Annotated in this window: 22 protein-coding genes; 18 read left to right on the forward strand and 4 right to left on the reverse strand. The window is 53.4% G+C overall.

All coding sequences use genetic code 11. From position 1 onward, the window contains the following. Positions 1-4 precede the first annotated feature (4 nt). On the forward strand, positions 5-1,591 hold the full coding sequence (locus EVJ34_RS09620) for a Na/Pi cotransporter family protein (protein WP_131485444.1): 1,587 nt from the start codon (positions 5-7) through the stop codon (positions 1,589-1,591). Positions 1,592-1,631: 40 nt separating this feature from the next. On the opposite strand, the gene EVJ34_RS09625 is transcribed toward EVJ34_RS09620, so the two are convergent. Beyond that, the gene (locus EVJ34_RS09625) at positions 1,632-1,820 is read right to left on the reverse strand and encodes a 2-hydroxymuconate tautomerase (RefSeq protein WP_012727443.1); all 189 of its coding nucleotides are present in this window, start codon (positions 1,818-1,820) and stop codon (positions 1,632-1,634) included. 164 nt (positions 1,821-1,984) lie between these two features. On the opposite strand from EVJ34_RS09625, the gene ypfJ reads away from it, so the two are divergent. The 9 genes from ypfJ (at position 1,985) to EVJ34_RS09670 (ending at position 10,352) form a co-directional block, all read left to right on the forward strand. Beyond that, positions 1,985-2,839, forward strand: coding sequence for a KPN_02809 family neutral zinc metallopeptidase (ypfJ, locus tag EVJ34_RS09630; protein ID WP_131485445.1), 855 nt, complete (start codon positions 1,985-1,987; stop codon positions 2,837-2,839). Between the two features lie 108 nt (positions 2,840-2,947). Further along, a complete protein-coding gene (locus tag EVJ34_RS09635) occupies positions 2,948-3,796 on the forward strand; it encodes a MurR/RpiR family transcriptional regulator (RefSeq protein WP_131435782.1) in 849 nt (282 codons plus the stop codon). Then, the gene (locus EVJ34_RS09640; protein WP_131485446.1) at positions 3,793-4,272 is read left to right on the forward strand and encodes a GNAT family N-acetyltransferase; all 480 of its coding nucleotides are present in this window, start codon (positions 3,793-3,795) and stop codon (positions 4,270-4,272) included. The genes EVJ34_RS09635 and EVJ34_RS09640 overlap by 4 nt, the downstream gene beginning before the upstream one ends. Before the next feature lie 119 nt (positions 4,273-4,391). After that, complete coding sequence (gene murQ, locus EVJ34_RS09645) at positions 4,392-5,285, forward strand: N-acetylmuramic acid 6-phosphate etherase (protein WP_131485447.1); 894 nt, start codon at positions 4,392-4,394, stop codon at positions 5,283-5,285. Between the two features lie 12 nt (positions 5,286-5,297). Next, entirely contained in the window at positions 5,298-6,671 is a 1,374-nt protein-coding gene (locus tag EVJ34_RS09650) for a PTS transporter subunit EIIC (protein WP_131485448.1), read from the forward strand. 54 nt (positions 6,672-6,725) lie between these two features. Then, a complete protein-coding gene (locus EVJ34_RS09655; RefSeq protein WP_131485449.1) occupies positions 6,726-7,778 on the forward strand; it encodes a DUF871 domain-containing protein in 1,053 nt (350 codons plus the stop codon). A gap of 57 nt (positions 7,779-7,835) precedes the next feature. Beyond that, complete coding sequence (locus EVJ34_RS09660; RefSeq protein ID WP_131435772.1) at positions 7,836-8,339, forward strand: YwhD family protein; 504 nt, start codon at positions 7,836-7,838, stop codon at positions 8,337-8,339. A 157-nt stretch (positions 8,340-8,496) separates the two neighbouring features. Continuing rightward, complete coding sequence (locus EVJ34_RS09665) at positions 8,497-9,759, forward strand: dicarboxylate/amino acid:cation symporter (RefSeq protein WP_131485450.1); 1,263 nt, start codon at positions 8,497-8,499, stop codon at positions 9,757-9,759. A gap of 59 nt (positions 9,760-9,818) precedes the next feature. Then, positions 9,819-10,352: a TVP38/TMEM64 family protein gene (locus EVJ34_RS09670; protein ID WP_131435768.1), complete on the forward strand. Its 534-nt coding sequence runs from the start codon at positions 9,819-9,821 to the stop codon at positions 10,350-10,352. Here EVJ34_RS09670 and cls read toward each other — a convergent pair. Next, positions 10,328-11,857, reverse strand: coding sequence for a cardiolipin synthase (gene cls / locus EVJ34_RS09675; protein ID WP_131485451.1), 1,530 nt, complete (start codon positions 11,855-11,857; stop codon positions 10,328-10,330). The two genes, EVJ34_RS09670 and cls, sit on opposite strands and share 25 nt — an antisense overlap. Before the next feature lie 133 nt (positions 11,858-11,990). Between cls and EVJ34_RS15730 the strand changes: the two genes are divergently transcribed. Next, positions 11,991-12,134 (forward strand): hypothetical protein, encoded by a 144-nt coding sequence (locus EVJ34_RS15730; RefSeq protein WP_161566909.1) that lies wholly within the window; start codon positions 11,991-11,993, stop codon positions 12,132-12,134. Positions 12,135-12,172: 38 nt separating this feature from the next. On the opposite strand, the gene EVJ34_RS09680 is transcribed toward EVJ34_RS15730, so the two are convergent. After that, complete coding sequence (locus EVJ34_RS09680) at positions 12,173-13,093, reverse strand: EAL domain-containing protein (RefSeq protein ID WP_201739935.1); 921 nt, start codon at positions 13,091-13,093, stop codon at positions 12,173-12,175. 204 nt (positions 13,094-13,297) lie between these two features. On the opposite strand from EVJ34_RS09680, the gene speE reads away from it, so the two are divergent. From speE to EVJ34_RS09700, 4 genes are all read left to right on the forward strand, one after another. Beyond that, positions 13,298-14,137: a polyamine aminopropyltransferase gene (speE, locus tag EVJ34_RS09685; protein WP_131435764.1), complete on the forward strand. Its 840-nt coding sequence runs from the start codon at positions 13,298-13,300 to the stop codon at positions 14,135-14,137. Continuing rightward, the gene (speB, locus tag EVJ34_RS09690; RefSeq protein ID WP_131485452.1) at positions 14,134-15,015 is read left to right on the forward strand and encodes an agmatinase; all 882 of its coding nucleotides are present in this window, start codon (positions 14,134-14,136) and stop codon (positions 15,013-15,015) included. Before speE ends, speB begins: the two co-directional genes overlap by 4 nt. A gap of 2 nt (positions 15,016-15,017) precedes the next feature. Beyond that, complete coding sequence (locus EVJ34_RS09695; protein WP_131435761.1) at positions 15,018-15,386, forward strand: Na-translocating system protein MpsC family protein; 369 nt, start codon at positions 15,018-15,020, stop codon at positions 15,384-15,386. Positions 15,387-15,579: 193 nt separating this feature from the next. Next, complete coding sequence (locus tag EVJ34_RS09700) at positions 15,580-16,530, forward strand: sodium-dependent bicarbonate transport family permease (protein ID WP_131435759.1); 951 nt, start codon at positions 15,580-15,582, stop codon at positions 16,528-16,530. Between the two features lie 36 nt (positions 16,531-16,566). Here EVJ34_RS09700 and EVJ34_RS09705 read toward each other — a convergent pair whose 3' ends face one another. After that, entirely contained in the window at positions 16,567-17,319 is a 753-nt protein-coding gene (locus EVJ34_RS09705; protein ID WP_131438132.1) for a homing endonuclease associated repeat-containing protein, read from the reverse strand. Between the two features lie 418 nt (positions 17,320-17,737). On the opposite strand from EVJ34_RS09705, the gene EVJ34_RS09710 reads away from it, so the two are divergent. Genes EVJ34_RS09710 through EVJ34_RS09720 form a run of 3 tightly spaced genes read left to right on the forward strand, consistent with a single transcriptional unit; the run spans position 17,738 to position 21,678 of the window. Then, a complete protein-coding gene (locus EVJ34_RS09710) occupies positions 17,738-19,657 on the forward strand; it encodes a polysaccharide biosynthesis protein (RefSeq protein ID WP_131485453.1) in 1,920 nt (639 codons plus the stop codon). Between the two features lie 30 nt (positions 19,658-19,687). Continuing rightward, positions 19,688-20,539, forward strand: coding sequence for an NAD-dependent epimerase/dehydratase family protein (locus tag EVJ34_RS09715; RefSeq protein ID WP_131485454.1), 852 nt, complete (start codon positions 19,688-19,690; stop codon positions 20,537-20,539). Next, positions 20,536-21,678: an aminotransferase class V-fold PLP-dependent enzyme gene (locus EVJ34_RS09720; RefSeq protein WP_131485455.1), complete on the forward strand. Its 1,143-nt coding sequence runs from the start codon at positions 20,536-20,538 to the stop codon at positions 21,676-21,678. The genes EVJ34_RS09715 and EVJ34_RS09720 overlap by 4 nt, the downstream gene beginning before the upstream one ends. Positions 21,679-21,689 lie beyond the last annotated feature (11 nt).

The following is a 21,689-nucleotide window of genomic DNA, read 5'->3' on the forward strand; positions in this document are numbered from 1 at the left end:
CACCATGGGGATCGGGACATTGGTCGGTGGGGTCGGCATCTTCCTACTCGGGATGATGCTGTTGACGGATACGTTGAAAAACATGGCCGGGGAAAGGCTCCGGCAACGCTTGAACCTGTTGGCAGAGGGACCGTTGTCAGGTGCGTTTCTCGGGGCCACAATGACGGCACTCTTCCAGTCATCGACCGTGACGACGCTCATGACAATCAGTTTCGTCAGCGCTGGTCTGTTGACGTTCACCCAAGCACTCACGCTCGTCATCGGGGCGAATGCCGGTAGCGCGACGACCGGATGGATTGTGGCGCTCTTAGGTTATAACGTCGACATCCGTGAACTATTGCTTCCGCTCATCGGAGTCGGCATGGCGCTTCGGTTAATCGGACGGCGCGTCAAACGCATCGGCATGCTCATGGTCGGACTCGGACTCATTTTCGTCGGCATCGGAACGCTCCAGGAGGCGATGCGCGAAGTCGTTACGTTCTCGTTCACTGGATGGGATACGGATACGCCACTCCACCAGCTAGCGCTCCTCGGCACAGGCCTGTTGATGACCGTCCTGTTGCAATCTTCGAGCATCGGTCTCGTTTTGACGATGACGGCGCTCGCGACCGATACGGTGACACTCGCCCAAGCCTGTCTGCTTGTCCTTGGCCAAAGTGCCGGGACGAGTCTCGTCGTCGCGCTCGGGTCAATCGGGGGCTGGAAGTCGGCTCGTCGCATCGTGTTGGCGCACGTGCTCGTCCATGGTTCAATTTTACTCATCGGCTGGCTGACCTTTCCGCTCTTGTTCGGCGTCGTGAACGGCGTGGCCGACCGTCTCAATTGGAACGAACTGTTGCGACTCGCTTTGTTTCACACGTCGTTCCATCTGCTCGGCGTGTTCACGTTCTTACCGTTCCATGAGGCGTTTAGCCGCCGATTACTCAAATGGGTCCCGAGCCGGGCGGAGAAGCTGACTCGTTTTTTGAACCCGAATATGGCCCGCATCCCGACGGTCGCACTCGAGGCGGCCCGGCGCTCGTTAATCGAGATTGAGCGCTATCTCGGCAAAGAGACGCGACTGTTGCTCGCGGAAGGACGGAAGCGCGATGATGAACTGCAACTCGTCGAGAAGACGCTCGGGGACGTCCGTGTCTTTTTGAGCATGGTTCAATTGGAAGAAGGGCAAGGACGCAACGACTACGGACAACATGTGTCACTGCTTCATACGATTGACCATTTGGAGCGGTGGCTGTTCGTCATGCGAGAAGTCGACCCGGTCGACGCCCTCCGTGATACGGACTTCCTGGTCGCGCGCCAACTCGTCTTACATGAACTCGACATGGTGGAGACGCTCAATCATCACACGCCCCCGGAAGACTCCCGGCAGTGGAAGCTCGCCTCGAAACAACTCGCCGAATATCGCAAGGCGCACCGGGCCGAATTACTCGAGGAGACAGCGGCCAATCAGCTCGAGATGGACCAGACGATTCAAAAAGTGCAGGCCCTCCTCTGGCTCGACCGGATCGGCTATCACATTTGGCGGGCGACACGTCATCTCATTAAACCGACCGTCCCGAGCGAGCGGTTTGAAGTGAATTTGGAAGACTAAATAACGACCGCCCTCCGAGATGGAAGGGCGGTCGTTATGTTTACTTCTTATCCGCGTGCATGACACCGGCTTGGCCGTAGTGCGTCGCGTCCATCTCTTCGATGAAGACGGTGATGTTTTCTTTCGGTGCGTTCGTCGTCTCCGAGACGGCGTCCGTCACTTTTTCAATCAACGCACGTTTTTGTTCGACCGTGCGGCCTGGGAGCATTTTAACCGTTACGTATGGCATCACATTTCCTCCTTTTAGTTCGTTCTCTTTCATTTTAGTGAAAGACGGACAGACTGGGAAGAATAAAGTCGAATCCGTACACGGGGTCATATAAATTTGCAGGTGCGAAATATGTGAAAACGGGGTAAGGAACAAGACAGACTAGTCGTAGGAGGAACAGGTGCATGAAATGGAAGGGCAGACAAGCAAGTCGAAACGTCGAAGATCGACGGGGGCAACGTGTCGGAGGGAAAGGGATCGCAGGGATTGGCGGGGGCTTCGGTCTCATCTTGGTCATCGTCTTCACATTGCTCAACGGGGGCAATCCGGCAGACATCGTCAACAATATCGGGATTGGCGAGCCACAATCGTCCGAGACGTATGAAGGCTCGGCGCGGGAAGAAGAGATGGCGGACTTCGTGTCGGTCGTGCTAAGAGATACCGAAGAAGTGTGGACTGATATTTTTGCGGAAAACGGATTGACGTATCGGGAGCCGACGCTCGTCATCTATAAAGATCAAGTCGAATCGGCTTGCGGCATCGCGGGATCAGCGGTCGGACCGTTCTACTGTCCGGGTGACCAAAAACTATACATCGATTTAAGTTTCTATGATGACTTGAGTCAACAGTTCAACGCACCGGGTGACTTCGCGATGGCGTACGTCGTCGCCCACGAGGTCGGTCACCACGTCCAGACGTTGCTCGGCACGACGGACGAGATCATGCCGCTCCGAAACGAGATGAGTGAGACGCAGTTCAACAAATATTTGGTCCGCTTCGAACTTCAGGCCGATTATTATGCAGGCGTCTGGGCCTACCACGCCCAAGGGATGGGTTATCTTGAGGCCGGCGACGTCGAAGAGGCGATGAACGCGGCGCACCAAATCGGGGATGACACGCTTCAAAAACAGGCACGCGGCTATGTGACACCGGACTCGTTCACCCACGGGACGTCTGAGCAGCGGAAACGCTGGTTCGACAAAGGGTTCCAAAACGGGACGATTCAAGGCGGCGATACGTTCAATTCGAACAACTTATAACGATGCGGTCAGGCTTCGGCTTGGCCTTTTTTCATATCCAAGTTGGCTTGTGAAGAAAGAATCCGCTATCATGGAAACAGAAACTAGAAGTAGGAAGGGGATGACCCGATGGAATCCTTACTCAAAAAAATCGAACTCGCTAAAAGTGAGATGACGTCTGTGGAGAAGAAAATCGCAGACTATATTTTGACCCACTCGACGCTCGTTCCGAACATGACGACGAAAGAGCTCGCTCAAAAGACGGACGTATCAGAAGCGAGTATCGTCCGCTTCGCCCGCGTCGTCGGCATCGACAGCTTTAAGGCGTTCAAGCTCGCCCTCGTCAAAGATTTGGCAATTACCGAGACGACGCTCACTGACTTCAACGTGTTGCAACACAAAGACACACCATATGACTCGTTCCAAAAAGTCATCCACGTGAACAAGATGGCGATTGAGGCGTGCGCCGAGGCGATGGACAAACGCGAGCTCGAGCATGCGATCGATACGTTCGCCCGGGCCACGCGGGTCGTGTTTTATGGGGTCGGTGGCTCGTCGACGGCGGCGTACGACGCCCAATACAAATTCACGAAGCTCGGTTATGCGGCGCAGACGTCGCAAGATTTCCATTACATGTTGTCCCTTATCCCGCACCTCGGACCGACTGACGTATTCGTCGCCATCAGCACCTCGGGACGGACGAAAGACGTGCTCGAGCTCGTCCGCTTCGCCAAGAAGAAAGGGGTACCGGTCGTCGCCATCACGGACCTCGATAAATCTCCGCTCTATCGAGAGGCGGACGTCCGACTATGCACGCCGAGCGTCGAACGTGATTTCCGCATCGCGAGCATCGCGTCGAGGATGACGCAGTTGACAATCATCGACACGCTTTATATGGGTCTGTTGCACCGAAAAGGCGAGGGATTGATTGACCGCTATGCTGAAGCGCGTGATGAGATGGTGAAATTGCGCCGATGATTCATCCTTACGATGAGAGTAGGCGCGAGGACGTCGGAGAATTCCTCTTGCGGCAACGGGTGTTCGCGAGCTTGAACAGGCAGACCCCGGAAGCGTTTCGAGATGAGAATTTGACCGACTTTGAAGCGGATGGGACAGTCAGTCTCGTCTTTGAAGAGCGGGGCATCATCGCGGTCGCTGATCTATTGAAGCAACATCCGGTCGACGGGTCGCTTTGGCTCGGGCTGTTTATGGTCGATGAGCGGTTGTATGGCACCGGGATTGCGACGCGTTTGTATGAACAGCTCGAACACGTGTACATGCGTCCGTTCCAGACGGTGTTTCGACTCGGAGTCTTACCTCACAATGAGCGGGCACGCCGCTTTTGGGAACGGCAAGGTTATGTATATGAAAAAGGTTCCGTCACGACACGGGGCGACCGTGTCCATGTGATGAAAAAAATCGTTGAAGGAAAGGCTCGGTCCGATAGGGGCTGAGCTTTTTCTGTGGGAATGGACAAATCGTCATTTGTTTATGAAATTTAAATTCTTTATTTTTATAATTAAGTTTGATTTTCAATTTCAATTTAGTACAATGAAATCAGAGAGAAGAAAGGATGGTGGCGATGTTAGACAAACTGGCTACTGAAAGACGGAATAAACGAACGATGCACTTGGACGAGATGGCAGTCGAGGAGTTCCTCGCGGTGATGAACGAGGAAGACCAATCGGTCCCCCACGTCATTAAAGAAGAGCTATCGGTCATTGCCGAAGTGACGAAGCGTGCCATCGCATCCTTCAAACAAGGCGGACGTTTGATTTATATCGGCGCAGGGACGAGCGGACGGCTCGGCATCTTGGATGCGGCAGAATGTGTGCCGACGTTCGGTGTGTCACCGGACATGGTCATCGGACTCATCGCCGGAGGCGAGCGGGCGTTGATTAAAGCCGTCGAGGGGGCAGAAGACAGCAAGGATTTGGCAGTCAATGATTTGAAAGCGCTTCATTTGAATGCGTTCGACACCGTCATCGGGATTGCTGCGAGCGGCCGGACACCGTACGTCATCGGCGGGCTCGATTACGCCCGCGAAGTCGGCGCGACGACAGCCGCGTTATCATGTAACAAAGGATCAAAAATCAGCGACCACGCCGAATATAAGATCGAAGTCGAGACGGGTCCTGAAGTGTTGACCGGTTCAACGCGCTTGAAAGCAGGGACGGCGCAAAAACTCGTCCTCAACATGATCTCGACGGCGTCGATGATTGGGGTAGGGAAAGTGTATCAAAACTTGATGGTCGACGTGCAACCGACGAACGAGAAGTTGGAAGTACGGGCCAAACGGATGATTGCGGAAGCGACAGGGGTCGACGAACAGACGGCCGCGCGTTATTTCAATTCATCCGGTGGGCACGTCAAGACGGCGATCGTCATGATTTTAGCCGATGTCCCGCATGCGGAGGCAGTCGAGCGATTAGAGCGTGCGAACGGATTTGTCCGTGACGCACTATAAGGGGGATTCGAGATGAAGAAAGAAGAGGTTCTGGCACATGCGATACTCGAGCATGTCGGGGGAAAAGATAACATTCGTCAACTCGCGCACTGTATGACACGTGTGCGCTTGGCGCTCAAAGATCCGACGAAAGCAGATCTCGCCGCTTTGAAAAAAATCGATGGTGTCATGGGTGTCATCGATGATGAGACGTTGCAAATCGTCGTTGGTCCGGGGACAGTCAACCGCGTGGCGGACCACCTCAGCCGTGAGACGGGTCTTGCGATTGGGGAAGAGTCGGTCGATGAGAACTTGACGCCGGACGAACGGGCGGCCATCGAACGTCAAAAAGTGAAAGATAAACAGAAGTCGCCGTTCAAGCGCTTCTTGCGTCGCTTAGGGAACATCTTTATCCCGCTCATTCCGGGACTTGTCGCTTCAGGTATCATCAATGGGACTGCCAACTTCGCGAAGAACGCCGGGGTCGACCCGACCGAAACGTGGATGCAAATCCTCTTATTGCTCGGTAGCACGGTCTTCGCCTATCTCGCCATCCTCGTCGGGTGGAACACGGCCAAAGAGTTCGGCGGGACGCCGGTACTCGGGGCCATCGCCGGGGGAATTCTCTTCAACCCGATGCTCGCCGACATCACCATTTATGGGGAACCGCTCGTCGTCGGGCGGGGTGGATTGTTCGGGGTCATCTTTGCGGCTTGGCTCATGACCTACATCGAGAAACACGTACGTCGCTTCATGCCGACGGCAGTCGATATCATCTTCACACCGCTTCTCACGGTCCTCGTCGTCGGTTTCACAGCGCTCTATGCGATCATGCCGGTCGCAGGCGTGTTGTCAGACGGGATCATGCAAGGATTGAACGCTGTACTTGAAGTCGGTGGACCGGTAGCAGGGGCTGTCCTTGCTGGATTCTTCTTGCCACTCGTCATGGTCGGGTTGCACCACGGACTCACGCCGATTCACTTGGAGTTGCTCAACACGGTCGGGAACACGGCACTCTTACCAATTTTGGCGATGGCTGGGGCTGGACAAGTCGGTGCGGCGCTCGCGATTTTCGTGAAGACGCGCAACCAACGCCTCCGCAACATCATCAAAGGGGCGATTCCGGTCGGATTCCTCGGCATCGGCGAGCCACTCCTTTACGGGGTCACGCTCCCGCTTGGCCGTCCGTTCTTAACGGCTTGTATGGGAGCCGCGGTCGGTGGTGCCTTCCAAGCGACGATGAAGACGGCAGCGCTCGGGATTGGGGTCTCGGGTCTCTCGCTCACGCCGCTCATCGACAACGGCATGTACTTGACGTACATTGCAGGTCTTGTCATTTCGTATACGGCTGGCTTCATCTTCACGTATTTCTTCGGCTTCAAAGAAGAAATGGCAGACGGGATTTAACAATCGAGGCGGCTCTTTGGAGTCGCCTTTTCATTTGATGAGGAGGGTTTTCTGATGAAAGGATTATCGGTTTATTTGAGCGAACCGCTCACACCACAGTTCAAAACATGGGTCGGACGCATGCGCGAGATGGGTTTCACCTCGATGTTCACGTCACTGCATATTCCCGAGGACGACACGTCGGTGTATACGGAACGGCTTCGTGACCTCGGGGCGCTCGCACAAGAACTCGACATGGAACTGTTCGCCGATATCGCACCGACGTCGCTCGCCGCGCTCGGCAAGACGTGGGACGATGCCCATACGCTCACCGAGTGGGGCGTGACGGGACTCCGTGTCGATTACGGCGTGACCCCGAAACAAGTCGCCGACTTGTCGAGGCGGATGACGGTCGCCTTGAACGCGAGCACGCTGTCTGAAGCGGAACTCATAAAGATGAAGCGTCACGGTCTCGTGACGGACAACGTCGAGGCATGGCACAATTTCTATCCGCGTCCGGAGACGGGACTTGATCGAGACTGGTTCGATGCCAAGAACGATTGGCTGAAGCGACAAGGGTTGAGCGTCCAGGCATTCATTCCTGGCGACGGGACACTCCGGGGGCCACTGTTCGAACGGCTGCCGACGCTCGAGGACCATCGCCCGTTGTCGACGTTCGCCTGCTACATGGACCTTGTTGATTCGGTCGACCGCATTTTAATCGGCGATCCGGGGCTCGCTGATGAGACGATTGAACAGTTCGCCTCACACACCGACGAGATACTCGTTCTGCGAGCCGAGGCGGATACGACAATCGAGGCAGCTTTCTATCGTGTCCAGACGAATCGGATGGACCCCGCACGCGACGTCATCCGCTCGGTCGAATCGAGGGGCTATGGGCGCCCGGGGGACCGTTTGCTCGAACCGATGGAAGCGAGACCTCGTCCGCTCGGGACGGTCACAGTCGACAATGCGAAGTATGGGCGTTATGCTGGTGAGCTGCAAGTGACGAAACGCGATTTAGTGGCAGACGAACGGGTCAACGTCCTGGGGCGCGTCATCGAGGCAGACCGGCCGCTCATCCAAACGATTGGACCGGGTACGAAGTTTCGAATCGAGTGGTGCTGACGTTCCGGATTGCCACATTCCCTCGTCTTTGTGTACAGTAGAGAGGGAGGGAATGCCATGAAAGAGATTAATTTTAACATCGTCGCTGACGATTCGACCGATGGCCATGGCGGCTTTGGGGTCGGTTCGCTCAGTTTGAACAATATGTCTCCTGTCATCATCGATGTCGAGGCGGGGACCGCGGTCATCGATATGGGGGCCATGCATGCCAAATCGGCGATCGAAAAACGCATCAAGTTTTTAACGGACCCGGAAGCGGTACCGAACGGGAAACCGTACTGGATCGTCTGGGTCACGGTCGGACGGAAGCCGGAAGGGTTCTATTATGGCGGTGTCGCAGCATGCGACATGTCAATCGACCTCGAGGCGCGGCGTGGCTATAAGCTATTGCCATACCACGTCAATCAGATGGATAAGTCGCTCAAAGGACGCATCCTGATTGACATGATGGACGCACCGTCACGAAGCGTGCTCGCTGCGTTCTTGAAAGAACATCGTCCTGAGATTTGGGAGCAATCGACCGAACTTCAAACCGAACTTGCGCGTCTCGATGCCGAGTGAAAAGATTGGACCGTTTCGGTCTCCAATCTTTTTTGTTTTCGTTCAAGGGAAGATGGGAACATGAATTTGTTATGATGTTGTGATTTTACGGTAATTGTATGAATATTCAGCATTATGCTATACTAAACGCACTGTGCAAAAAAGAAAGGGTGACACGATGAGTGAAACGAAGAAAATTTTAATTGGCCTCGCCTTAGGGGTCGTTGTCGGGCTAGGGCTCGCCGGTTTGTCCGGTAACGTATACGACGTCGTCAATACGTATATCCTTTCCCCAATCGGTACTGTATTTTTAAATTTGATTAAAATGCTAGTCGTCCCGATCGTCTTCTTCTCGATTATTCTCGGCGTCATGGGTCTTGGGGACCCGAAAGAGCTCGGGCGGGTCGGATCGAAGGCGCTCCTCTTCTTCTTGACGACGACGGCGCTCGCCATCGTCTTGGCGATGGGTGTCGCTTCGGTCATCAAACCGGGAGAGCGTGGTGATTTCCCGACGACTGGATTGGAATTTGAATCAACATCGACGGAGGAATCGTCAAATATCGTGCAGACATTCGTCAACATGATTCCGACGAACCCAATTCAAGCGCTCGCCGAAGGGAACATGCTTCAAATTATCGTCTTTGCGGCACTCATCGGATTCGCGATGATCGCGCTCGGCGAACGGGCCAAGACGTGGCGCCGTTTCGTCAAACAAGGCGACCGCATCATGATGCACTTGATTCACTTAGTCATGAAGCTCGCCCCATACGGTGCGTTCGCGTTGATTGCCTCGGCAATTGGCGGAATCGGACTCGATGCTGTCAAAGCGATGGCATGGTATATGTTCGCCGTCGTCTTGACGCTATTTTTACACTCGGTCATCGTCTACGGCGGGGCGCTCGTCTTGCTCGGGAAGATGAGTCCGGTCTTCTTCTTTAAAAACTTCTACGAAGCGATCACGCTCGCGTTTTCGACATCGTCTTCGAACGCGACGCTTCCTGTATCGATGGAGCTCGCCCAGACAAAACTCGGCGTGCCACGTTCCATCTCTTCATTCGTCCAGCCGCTCGGCGCGACAGTGAACATGGACGGGACGGCCATCATGCAAGGGGTCGCAACGATTTTCATCGCGCAAGTGTTTGCGGCTGATTTGACGATGACTGAACTGGTGACCGTCGTCATCACGGCGGTACTCGCCTCAATCGGGACGGCGGGCGTACCAGGTGTCGGGCTCATCATGCTCGCGCTCGTCTTGCAGTCGGTCAACTTACCGGTCGAAGGGATTGCCCTGATCATCGGTGTCGACCGGATTCTCGACATGCTCCGGACGTCGGTCAACATTACCGGCGACGCAACATGCGCGGTCGTTGTCTCGAAACTTGAAGAGAAACACCTTCCACCTGTCGATGAAGACGCGTGGGATGAAGTCGAAGCCAAATAAGCAAAAGGCTGACCCGTCAATTGATGGGCCAGCCTTTTCACTTGAAGTGAGGGAAATGTATGGAATGGGCAGCTTTGCCAATCCCGTTGTTTATTGTAATCAGTATCTTGTTAAATGCGCTCATCGCCGTCGCCGGGGTGCTTCCGAGCGCATTTTTGACGGCGCTGAACGTGCAACTGCTAGGGTTCGGACCGGGTGTCACCGTCTCCATCATCGGCGAGGCGGCCGGGGCTGTGCTCAGTTTCATTTTGTATCGCAAGGCGCTTCATCGATATACGTCACCGGACGGGAAGCGGCTGCGGCGTCTCCGTGAGGCGGAAGGCGTCGAGGCTTGGTTCCTCGTCCTCGGTCTCCGGCTGTTGCCGTTCGTGCCGTCCGGTCTCGTCACGCTGTCGGCCGCGTTCAGTCGGATGTCGCTCCCTTCGTTCGCTGTAGCGAGCACCATCGGAAAAGTACCGGCGCTATTCATTGAGGCGCTTGCCGTCACGGCTGTCCTGACCGTGTCGACCGGATGGCAGCTCGTTCTCGTCGCCGTTCTCGCCGTCCTATACGTCGTTTGGCGTTTGTCTCAAAGAAGTGGCGAGAAGATATGACAGAACGCCTCGACGAACCGTTTACCGTTCGATTTCTTACGAAGCGTCGACCAATCGACGAGAATCGATTCGTCAAAGTCTTTCAAGAACGCTTGTTGAAGTTTCTTGACTGATGACGTCTCGTACTGGGTAATCGTCATCTCATGATTCAAATACATGCTCCGAAAATCGAAGTTAGCCGTCCCAACGAGCGCAATCTTGCCATCGATGAGGACGGTTTTGGCATGGATAAAATGACGATTGTATTTATAAATCCGGATGTTGCGTTTGAGCAGCTGCTCGAAATAATACTCGGTCGCATGGAAACTGAACCATTCGTCTCCTTTTCCGGGGACAACGATCCGGACGTCGATGCCGCGCTTGCCGGCGACTTCTAACAGCGCGAGCATTTCGGGAGGCGGAATCAAGTAAGGGGTCGTCATCCAAATCGATTCTTTCGCCTCCATCAATAGAGCCATGAGCCCGTCTCGAATCGTCACGTCTTTCCCCGGTGATGTGACGAGCAGTTGGGTCGCCCCGTTTCCGTCTTGCGGCTCGTGAATGAAGTATTTCGGAAGATGTTGGTCGTCGGCGAACAAATCCCACGTTTCGCTCTCTTCCTCATGTCCGGCGTATAGCCAGTTCTCGATGAATAAACGCTGAAGTTCTCGCACGAGCGGTCCTTCGACGCGCAGATGGGTGTCACGCCAAAAACCAAGTTTCTTATGTCTACCGAGATATTCATCTCCTACATTCAATCCACCGGTGTAAGCAATCTGTCCGTCGATGACAATCAACTTTTGATGGTTGCGGAAGTTGGCGTTAAAGACGAGGAGCGGGTGAACGACCGGGTCGAACGCCTCGACGTGGACACGCGACTCGCGGAGCGGTTCGAGAAATGCTTCGCTAATCTCTTGACTCCCGAGACCGTCATATAAAAAGCGGACGGTAACGTTCTCGTTAGATCGTTTGATTAAAGCGTCGCGAATCTTCAGTGAGATTTCATCGGTCCGGAACAGATAGTACTGGACATGGATGTGATGAGTCGCTTGCTCGATGTCTTTAATTACAGCATCGAATTTTTCCTCACCGTTCACGAGTAGTTTCGTCGATGTATGACCATCCGCACCAGTCGCCCCGAGCTTCTCGAGTGTTCGTGTGAGCGGAAAACGATCGGATACGTCGTTTGTCGTCTCAATCCGTTCTTCTTCAATTGCTTGCCGGAACAAACGTATTTCGGTCGAGGTTCGTTTGATGCGACGGTGCCGTCGTGGTGTTCGACCGAATAGCACCCAGGCGAGGGCGCCGAGGAACGGGAGAAATAAGACGGCGAGCAGCCAAGCAAGTTTGGCCTGAGGTTGCACGTGATCGAACAAAATATGCCAACCGACAATGAGCGGAATGAGAATGGCGGCACCAATTAAAAATGGGATGAGCCCATCAATCGAATAAAGCAAACCAAGAAGGAAGATGCCGAGTACAATCATGATGAGGAGTTGCAAGACGCGTCGTTTCAACCAGTACACCTTCTTTCTGTTCAGTTATCATCTCTAATTTCTTTCCACCGTTTACACGTTCTTAACCTAAAAAACGTTTTAACGTGAAGTGCAGGGGAATTAACCGTACTGTACGACACAACATAAAAAGGGGGTGTTCGTGATGAAGAAAAAAGGTACATTGGCCGCGTCGCTATTGGCGACAGGAATCATTCTCGGGGCTTGCGGGGGAGCCGAGGAAGAACCGATGAACAATGAAGACACAGAGATGCAAGAAGACATGGACGAAGAGGAAGACGAGGATTAAAAAATGGCCTAGAGCGTGTGCTCTAGGCCTTTGTTGCGTCAAAGCGCATAAGGGGATGGCTTCCCAAAGTAATAACCTTGGGCGAGATCGAACCCGAGTTCGCGACAGACGTCCACTTCTTCAGCGCGTTCGATGCCTTCGGCGAGGAGTGTAATCTCCATCGAGCTGGTCAATTGGCGGACATTCTTTAAGAATGCTCTCTTCTCAGCATCCTGGTCACAAAATGAAATATACGATCGATCGATTTTGACGTAGTCCGGCTCAAGGCGCTCTAACATGTCAAGCGTCGAGAACCCGGCACCGACATCGTCGAGAGCCACTTTCATTCCACGTTTCTTATAAGTAGCGAACACATGTTGAAGGTGGGCGACATCTCGAACTTTTTCTGTCTCGACGACTTCAAAGATGAATCGATCCGCATCGAGTCCATACTGGTCGATGATTTCGAACGTGTGTTGTAAGCAGTAATCAGGATTGTAAATCGTAGACGGCAAAAAATTAATGAACGTCTTCTCATAAGGTGCGACAGCATGGTACGTTGCTTTGATTGCTTCAGCTCGAGCGCGTTGATCAAGTTTTGAATGCAGTCCGTATCGGTTGGCGGCGCGAAATAGTTCTCCCGGTGAGATCTTGCTCTTACTGCGAAGGAGCGCCTCGTAACCGAACCGCTCGCCCGTATCGAGATGGACGATCGGTTGCAAGTGACTTTCGAACTCCCCATGTTGGATAAGCTCGATCGTATCACGATTGGCAATCTGTTCAAGCAAATCGACTGCCGACAGAATTGGCGTTTGCTGCTTCGTGGCAGGGTCGACACAATAGACATCGTCCTCGACTAAAGATAACTTAGTCTTGAGCTCATCAAATGATTCGTATGGATGATGTTGGTCGTTGACGACTAACAAGCCCCGTTCAAAGAACGGGATTGTCGTGGAACAAGCCACGCAAGGAGACCACATAGAATCTCTCCTTTCTAATTAAAAATACATCTATATCCAGTTTATCGGCTAAACCTCACAGAAAACTCACGCGGATGGGCAAATAAATAAAAAAATCGTGCAAAATGCGGACAGTTTTTGTATACTTCCTATCGTATGAATAAGAAGCGCCTCAAAACGCCACTCGCATACGAACAACTTTTTAATCAGAAAGGGGTTCTATCGATGGACCAAAAATTAAAATTATGGTTTACGGAGCACCAGACAGAAGATTACGGGATCACGTTCCGTGTAAACCACGTTTATGAGAGCGAACAAACGGAGTTTCAACGACTAGAAATGGTCGAAACGGACGAGTTCGGAACAATGTTGTTACTTGACGGAATGGTCATGACGACGGATAAGGACGAATTCGTCTATCACGAGATGGTGGCTCACGTCCCACTCTTTACACACCCAAATCCGAAGCACGTGCTCGTTGTCGGCGGCGGAGACGGCGGCGTCATCCGTGAGATTATGAAACACCCATCAGTCGAAAAAGCAGTTCTCGTCGACATCGACGGGAAAGTCATTGAATATTCAAAGAAATACTTACCAAATATCGCAGGCGAACTCGATAACCCGCGCGTTGAAGTCATCGTCGGCGACGGCTTCATGCATATCGCCGAGTCAGAGAACGAGTACGACGTGATCATGGTCGACTCGACAGAACCGGTCGGCCCAGCGGCCAACTTGTTCACGAAAGGATTCTACGCTGGAATCTCGAGAGCACTCAAAGACGACGGCATCTTCGTCGCGCAGACGGACAACCCATGGTTTACGCCGGAGCTCATCCAGACGGTTCAACGTGACGTGAAAGAGATTTTCCCAATCACGAAGCTTTACACGGCGAACGTACCGACGTATCCGAGTGGCATGTGGACGTTCACAATCGGTTCGAAGCAGTACGACCCGGAACAAGTACCGGCCGAGCGCTTCCATGATATCGAGACGAAGTACTACACGCCGAAGCTACACCATGCGGCATTCGTTCTTCCTAAATTTGTGGAGGACTTGACGAAATGATTAAACGTTTCGATGAAGCCTATTCAGGCAAAGTATTCATTGCGAGCCTGCCAGAAGTCACAGATGCGAAGACGGTGCTTTACGGGATGCCGATGGACTGGACGGTCAGTTTCCGTCCGGGCTCACGTTTCGGTCCGAACCGGATCCGTGAAGTCTCGATCGGACTTGAAGAATACAGTCCGTACCTTGACGGAGACTTGAGTGAAGCCGCCGTCTATGACGCCGGTGATATCCCACTTCCGTTCGGGAACGCCCAGAAGTCGCTTGACATGATCGAGTCGTTCGTCAAAGACGTCATCCAAGCAGGCAAGTTCCCGCTCGGTATGGGTGGGGAACACCTCGTCACGTGGCCGGTCATCAAGGCGATGCACGATGCGTATGGCGACGATTTCGTCATTCTTCACTTCGATGCGCACACGGACCTCCGTGACGAATACGAAGGCGAGCCGTTGTCACACTCGACACCGCTCAAAAAAGCGGCCGAACTCATCGGGCCATCGAACTGTTACTCGTTCGGAATTCGTTCGGGAATGAAAGAAGAGTTCGACTGGGTCAAAGAAGTCGGCTATAACATGTATCAATATGAAGTGATCGAACCGCTCAAACGTGTGTTACCGACACTCGCCGGGAAAAAAGTGTACGTCACGATCGACATCGACGTCCTCGATCCATCGGCGGCACCGGGAACGGGTACGCAAGAGATTGGTGGCATCACGACGAAAGAATTGCTCGAAGCGGTCCATGCCATCGCGAACGCCGACCTCGACATCATCGGTGCCGACCTCGTCGAAGTATCACCAGCTTATGATCAATCGGACATGACGGCCATCGCCGCAGCGAAAATCCTTCGCGAGATGATGATTGGATTCGTGAAGTAACGATGCCGAAAAAAGGTCAGCTCGAAATGGAACTGAGTGCTCGCATCACCCAATGGGAGAAAGAGTATCTCGGGCGTGGCTCTTTGACGTGTAAGGCAGACCTGCTCCGCGACTTGGCCATCGTGACGCTTCAAGGCGTCTTGACCCCGGCCGAGTACGAACTGGCCGCCAAATCGGCCGGTCGTGAGCAATTGAAGAAATACCGTAACAACCTCGTCGAATCAGGCCGGGCCCAGCTCGAGACGATTTTGTATGACGTGCTCGGTCGACGGCTCGTCTCGCTTCATACGGATATCAGCACGAAGACGGGGGAACGCCTCATCGTCTTTCGACTTGATGCACCGTGGGATGCTGGGATTGACAAGCCGTGACGACATTTTTAAACTAGAGTCAGAGACGGTTCAGGATTGGGAAGTGTCCGTGCGATTTTCCCGTCGTCCTGGCCCGGAGCTGATGAACTAAAAACCCGACAGTTGTCGGCTAGACGGAGCGAACGTGTTCGAGCCGTCGGCATGCAGCGCACACCTTTCTTTGGTGTGCGCTTTTGTCGTCTAGGAGGAAAAGATGGAACTATTGACGTTTTTGATGACGAGCGCCCCGGTGCTCCTATTTGTGACAGGTGTGATTGCTGCCCTCGGCAAGTCGAATTTGAAAATTCCTGAGTCGCTCAGTATCACACTCAATTTGTACTTACTGCTCGCCATTGGATTGAAAGGAGGGATGGGACTCGCCTCTGTATCGATGGACGAGTTGGCACTCCCGCTCGCTGTGACGCTCGTGCTCGGTATCGTGCTTCCGCTTGTCGCGTTCGGCCTTGGACTTCTTCTCAAGTTCACGTTTCCGGAACGAATCGCCATGGCAGCCACGTTCGGGTCGGTTTCACTCGTGACGTACGTTGCGGCGACGGCCCAGCTTGAACGTCTCGGTATCAGTTATGAACCGTTCATGACGACACTCGTCGTCGTCCTCGAGATTCCAGGTCTCGTCGTCGCACTGTTGTTGTACAATCAAAGCCGCGTTCTCGGAATTACGGCTGCACCGAGCCAGTCACTCTCCGTCATCCGCGACAGTCTGCTCTCGAAAAGTATCTTACTGCTCCTGGCCGGTCTCGTCGTCGGCCTTGTCACGCCAGATACGTCGGCCTTGACCCCGTTTTTCGTCGATTTGTTCCCGGGTGTGTTGTTGTTATTCTTGCTCAGTCTCGGCGTAAAGGTCGGCCATCAGCTGAAGACGGTACCATCGTATGGGGTGAAATTTTTAGTCGTCGGGATGACGTTCCCACTCGTTGGCGCGACCATCGGCTTTTTCGCGGCCGGTATGGCCGGATTGTCTGACGGGGGGACGATTCTTTTGATGACGCTCGCGGCGAGCGGATCGTACATCGCCGCACCGGCCATGCTCCAAGCATCGGTCCCGGAAGCGGAGCCGTCGTTTTATTTGACGCTCGCTCTCGCCGTCACGTTCCCGTTCAACTTGCTCGTCGGCATCCCATTGTTCATTTCAATCGTCACTTGAAAACAAGCCCTGTCTCATCATGAGACAGGGCTTGTTTTATTGAGCAATCGTTTGTTCTTCCATACATTTTAAGGCCGCCGTCCAACTGCCGAAGAGGGCGTTGATTGTCGACGTGCTCGGCACGTTGCGTCCCTCGGCCCATTTCCGGTAATGCAGGATGCTAAAGTGGGACAATTCATGTTTTGCGACACGGAGTGCCTCGATGACGTCCTCTTCGTCCCATTTTCGTTTCGGTGGGGCGATGTCGAGTACGAATAAGGCGTAACTCCAAGAACCGTACTTCCGGGCAATCGTCGCGACGGTCGGATAGCCACGCTCTTGGGCCCAGATGGCGTAGTGCTGGGACGTGAGGCGTTCGAGTTCTTCGGACGCTTCAATCAACGCTTGGATGATGCGCTCTTCATTGTTTTTCGCGGCGGTCGTCTGAAGTTTCGCTTCCCGGAGCGCGTTCGACCAAGAGCCGAAACGGCTGCTGATTAACGTGAGCGACGGTGAACGCGTCACTTTCGACCACTCCCGATACGTTTGACTCGTGAAGAGCGGTAACTCCTCGGCGGCTTGGTTCAACGCGCGGAGGATATCTTCATCCGAGTAGTAATGGAACGACATTTGGATTTGCGCGGCGGCGAGCGCCTCGCGCCAAGACCCGAACTGATGGATGACGGTGGAAAGGGACGGAACATTTTTGTTTTGCGACCATACGCTATACCGTTTCGAATCGAGCTCGGCATGTTCTTGAGCAGCTAACTGCAACGCTTGTACGATTTGAGGGCGTGTCCATTTTTTCATCTTGGTGTCTCTCCTTTGGAGGGAGACGCAGCGAGCGTCTCGGAAGGTCTCTTGGTGTGAATGAACAGGATGTCTTGGTTGAAGAGTCAACGAGCTAGTCAAAAAGAATGGTCAAGATCGATTTCTACCTCCTCGTGCCGAATCTTTACAGGATGCAAAATAATGTCAACGATACCCAATTCGGGTTATGTATATTTCCATTTCCCGTTTGTCAGACAATTATTCATTAAATGAATGAAATCATGATAATCATTTCGTGAACTCCTTTTTTGCATCTATGTCGTTAATGAGAAAAAGCTTGTCTTATCTTTAAATTTGTTGAGGAGAGTCGGGTAGTTTACTAGCATCGACGCATCTATTGCGCATTCCAACTTACACCATGAACGAACAACTTAGACTCTTGGAGGTGCGAACTACCATGGCAACGCTCGTTAACGTCTATCGGAAGAATCAGCGCAATTTGCTCTTTTTATGTCTCGACATCTTGATCGTCTCGTTTGTATTATACGTGACGTTTGAACTGATGTTCTCCACAATCACATCGTATACGGCACTTGGATCGAGCGAGATGTTGATGATGGTCGCCATTAAAATCATCAGCTTCAGCCTCGTCGGGACCGTCCTCAAGATTCATCGTATCGACTGGCGTTACGCGTCCATCCATGAGATGAAACAAGTTGCCATCGCTTTGTTGAGCAGCGATTTAATCTTGTATGCCTACAACCAATTTCATTTCGGGGCAGGCCTTGGCATGATGATTGCCGTACAAGGGTTGCTCGCATTCAACCTGATTTTGTTCACCCGCTTTTTAGCTCGAAACCATGTATTCGATGTGTTCAAACCGCATTCGAACCACCCCGGACGAAAAGCACTCATCATCGGGGCCGGAGATTCGGGACAGTTGGTTGTCCGTGAGTTGAAAGAGCATCGGACGACCGTCCTGCACGTCGTCGGTCTACTTGATGACAATCCGCACCTACAGTCGCTTTACGTGCACGGGGTGCCTGTCATCGGATTGACAGACGACTTAGAGCGCATCATTCAAGAACATGGTATCGAAGTGGTCATCTTGGCTATCCCAAGTTTGCCTTATGCACGGCGTCTCGCTTTGCTGAAACGAATTGAGAAGACGGGCGCGGAATCACATGCATTACCGATGATCTCGGAGCTCGCGACAGGGAAGGTCTCCATCAATGAGATTCGTGAAGTGAAAATTGAGGATTTGCTCGGTCGCGAACCGGTTCAGTTGGACATATCCGGCATATCTCGTCATGTAGAGGGTGCGACCGTGCTCGTCACAGGCGCCGGGGGCTCGATTGGTTCGGAGTTATGTCGCCAATTGATTAAATTCGCCCCGGCAGAAATTATTCTCCTCGGTCATGGGGAGAACAGTATTTATTTGATCGAACGAGAGTTGCGCGGGCTCGGCACGGAGACACGTCTGCATCCGGTCATCGGTGACGTGCAAGACGAGGCGCGGCTCGAAGACGTGTTCCGCACGTATAAACCGGACATCGTCTATCATGCCGCGGCCCATAAACATGTACCGCTCATGGAAGATAACCCGCTCGAAGCCGTCAAAAACAATATTTATGGGACGAAACATATGGTCGATGTCGCAGACCGGCATAACGTGAGCCGTTTCATCATGGTCTCGACGGACAAGGCGGTCAATCCGACGAACGTGATGGGCTCGACGAAACGAATCGCCGAGATGGTCGTCCAAGAGAAGGCTCGTTCGAGTGAGACAATCTTTGCGGTCGTCCGGTTCGGAAACGTCTTAGGCAGTCGCGGCTCGGTCGTGCCACTCTTTAAAGAACAGATTCTCCGGGGAGGACCGGTCACTGTCACCGATCCCGAGATGACCCGCTATTTCATGACCATCCCGGAAGCGAGTCGTCTTGTCATCCAAGCGAGCGTCTTGTCACGAGGCGGCGAAGTATTCGTCCTTGATATGGGCGAGCCTGTCAAAATCATCGATTTGGCAAAAAAGATGATCGAGTTGAGCGGATTCACAACTGAACAGATTGGCATCGAGGTCACTGGGATTCGACCGGGTGAGAAGTTGTATGAAGAGCTGCTCGCCGCGAGTGAGCTCTGTCCGGAAGCGAACGTCTTCCCGAAAATTTTTGTCGGACAAACCCGGCCTTTCAAGACCGTCGCTTCCGTCCTGCATCTCATCGAGACGTTACGGGATGACCGGGAAGCCTTGACTTACTTGTTGCTCTTTATCGCCAATAGTGACGATCTTGATCGAGACATCGATCGTCTCTTCACGCACGGTGTGAAACGGATGCGTCCCTATATCGCCGGGACACGTCTCGCTGATGGAAGTTGAAGGTCATCACGATTGAAGAGGGGGAGAACGATGAACGATCAAACGGTGCTTATCGTCGGAGTAGCTGGTTTTCAAGGGTTTCATATCGCACGTCGGCTGTTGCACGAAGGGTTTGACGTCGTCGGGATTGACGATGAAGGGCGGCATAAGACGCGAATCGCCAAACAGCGCCTCTACGTACTCACCCACCCGCGCTTTCATTTGATTCGTTCGACGCTCGCGAACAAGACGGTCATGCGCAGCGTCTTAAACAGATACGAACCGAGGCACATCATCTTATGTTCGACGCGTCGGCATAGCGGTAGTGAAGAGCCGCTTGAACGTTACGAGTTGATGAAACGCTATATCGCCATCCAAACGAAACGGGTCCCTGTCGAATCGTTCATCACGTTCGACTTGCCGTTAAAACAAGAGGACGGAGAACGGCCGGGGATTCACTTGTTCACAGAAGACATCTTTGGCCCTTGGGACGACGTCTCGACGCTCGTATCAAAGGCGATTGTCGCCGTCGACCGCGGTGTCCGACTCTCCGGGTACTTCGCGACGGACATCATCAACGTCTCCTATATCGACGACGTCGTCGAGTCGGTCGTTCGCTTGCTGCGCTTGATTGAAACCGGGATGTCACCAATCGGATATTTCCAAATCCCAGCCTCCGACTACGTGAACGTCCAAACGTTACTGTCTGACATCGGGCATCTCCTCAACAAGTCGGCGAAGACGTCACTGCCGATGAGAGAGTCGATCCTCCGGCAGTCGGACGTTCCGCCGCTCGATACGCTGATTGGATTCAGACCGAGCACATCATTGTTTGAAGGACTCGAGCAAGTCGTCGATTGGTATATCTCGTACAAAACCATGATGAAGGAGGGCATCAAATGAACATCCTACTATCGAAGCCCCATATGTCGGGCCGTGAGATGGCCTATATCGAAGAGGCGTTCGCGAGCAATTGGATTGCCCCGCTTGGCCCGAACGTCAATGCGTTCGAAGCGGAAGTGGCCGCTTATGCGGACCACCCGTACGCCCTAGCGACAAGTTCAGGAACCGCCGCCCTCCACTTGGCATTGCTCACGCTCGGCGTCCAAACAGGTGATACGGTCTTCTGTCAGTCGCTCACATTCGTGGCATCGGTTAACCCGATCCGTTACGTCGGCGCGACCCCGGTCTTTATCGACTCGGAAATGACGACGTGGAATATGTCCCCGGATGCGCTCCGTAAAGCGTTCGTCCAAGCGGCGACAAAAGGGAGACTGCCGAAAGCGGTCATTGTCGTTCACTTGTACGGCGTCGTCGCAAAAATTGGGGAGATTCGCCACATCTGCCGTGAGTACGGCGTCCCGTTGATTGAGGACGCAGCCGAATCACTCGGCTCGACGTGGCACGGGCAGATGACGGGTACGATTGGTGACATCGGATTCTATTCGTTCAACGGTAATAAAATCATCACGACGTCTGGTGGAGGCATGCTTCTGACACCGAACGACGAGATGAGACAACTGGCGCTCAAGTTGGCCACGCAAGCCCGAGAAGACATGCCACATTATGAGCACGAACAGGTCGGTTATAACTATCGGTTGAGCAACGTCTCGGCCGGGATTGGTCGGGGGCAGCTTGAAGTGATTGAACAGCGCGTTCAAGCACGCCGTCGCGTCTTCGCCCGCTATGAGCGTATGTTTCGTCAGCTCGGGACGACGTATCAACAGGAAGTGCCGCACTCGCGGGCCAATCGCTGGCTGACCGCCATGCAGTTGGATCAGACCGACTTACACCGCGACACGTTGATCGAACGCCTCGCTAGCGCCGGCATCGAATCCCGTCCTGTCTGGAAGCCAATGCACTTACAACCGGTGTATCGCGATGCCGAGTACGTGACAGTCGACGGAAAAGATGTAAGTCGCCACTTGTTCGAGAACGGCATCTGCCTTCCGTCGGGATCGGATTTGACACTCGGCGAACAACAGCAAGTCATCCAGACCGTGCTCGATACGCGCTCAATCGTCACGGAACAAAGCGTCTGAGGAGGACGAAC

The organism is Exiguobacterium sp. SL-9 (assembly GCF_004336985.1).
Classification (GTDB): domain Bacteria; phylum Bacillota; class Bacilli; order Exiguobacteriales; family Exiguobacteriaceae; genus Exiguobacterium.

Excerpts from the sequence above, each read along its gene's own strand:
- EVJ34_RS09710 (WP_131485453.1), top strand. The coding sequence starts at position 17,738 with ATGGCAACGCTCGTTAACGTCTATCGGAAGAATCAGCGCAATTTGCTC.
- EVJ34_RS09680 (WP_201739935.1), bottom strand. The coding sequence starts at position 13,093 with ATGTGGTCTCCTTGCGTGGCTTGTTCCACGACAATCCCGTTCTTTGAA.
- EVJ34_RS09650 (WP_131485448.1), top strand. The coding sequence starts at position 5,298 with ATGAAGAAAGAAGAGGTTCTGGCACATGCGATACTCGAGCATGTCGGG.
- EVJ34_RS09720 (WP_131485455.1), top strand. The coding sequence starts at position 20,536 with ATGAACATCCTACTATCGAAGCCCCATATGTCGGGCCGTGAGATGGCC.
- EVJ34_RS09665 (WP_131485450.1), top strand. The coding sequence starts at position 8,497 with ATGAGTGAAACGAAGAAAATTTTAATTGGCCTCGCCTTAGGGGTCGTT.
- EVJ34_RS09715 (WP_131485454.1), top strand. The coding sequence starts at position 19,688 with ATGAACGATCAAACGGTGCTTATCGTCGGAGTAGCTGGTTTTCAAGGG.
- EVJ34_RS09625 (WP_012727443.1), bottom strand. The coding sequence starts at position 1,820 with ATGCCATACGTAACGGTTAAAATGCTCCCAGGCCGCACGGTCGAACAA.
- speE (WP_131435764.1), top strand. The coding sequence starts at position 13,298 with ATGGACCAAAAATTAAAATTATGGTTTACGGAGCACCAGACAGAAGAT.
- EVJ34_RS09700 (WP_131435759.1), top strand. The coding sequence starts at position 15,580 with ATGGAACTATTGACGTTTTTGATGACGAGCGCCCCGGTGCTCCTATTT.
- EVJ34_RS09670 (WP_131435768.1), top strand. The coding sequence starts at position 9,819 with ATGGAATGGGCAGCTTTGCCAATCCCGTTGTTTATTGTAATCAGTATC.
- EVJ34_RS09705 (WP_131438132.1), bottom strand. The coding sequence starts at position 17,319 with ATGAAAAAATGGACACGCCCTCAAATCGTACAAGCGTTGCAGTTAGCT.
- EVJ34_RS09640 (WP_131485446.1), top strand. The coding sequence starts at position 3,793 with ATGATTCATCCTTACGATGAGAGTAGGCGCGAGGACGTCGGAGAATTC.
- ypfJ (WP_131485445.1), top strand. The coding sequence starts at position 1,985 with ATGAAATGGAAGGGCAGACAAGCAAGTCGAAACGTCGAAGATCGACGG.
- EVJ34_RS09635 (WP_131435782.1), top strand. The coding sequence starts at position 2,948 with ATGGAATCCTTACTCAAAAAAATCGAACTCGCTAAAAGTGAGATGACG.
- EVJ34_RS09695 (WP_131435761.1), top strand. The coding sequence starts at position 15,018 with ATGCCGAAAAAAGGTCAGCTCGAAATGGAACTGAGTGCTCGCATCACC.
- EVJ34_RS09660 (WP_131435772.1), top strand. The coding sequence starts at position 7,836 with ATGAAAGAGATTAATTTTAACATCGTCGCTGACGATTCGACCGATGGC.
- speB (WP_131485452.1), top strand. The coding sequence starts at position 14,134 with ATGATTAAACGTTTCGATGAAGCCTATTCAGGCAAAGTATTCATTGCG.
- EVJ34_RS09620 (WP_131485444.1), top strand. The coding sequence starts at position 5 with ATGGGGATCGGGACATTGGTCGGTGGGGTCGGCATCTTCCTACTCGGG.
- murQ (WP_131485447.1), top strand. The coding sequence starts at position 4,392 with ATGGTGGCGATGTTAGACAAACTGGCTACTGAAAGACGGAATAAACGA.
- EVJ34_RS15730 (WP_161566909.1), top strand. The coding sequence starts at position 11,991 with ATGAAGAAAAAAGGTACATTGGCCGCGTCGCTATTGGCGACAGGAATC.
- EVJ34_RS09655 (WP_131485449.1), top strand. The coding sequence starts at position 6,726 with ATGAAAGGATTATCGGTTTATTTGAGCGAACCGCTCACACCACAGTTC.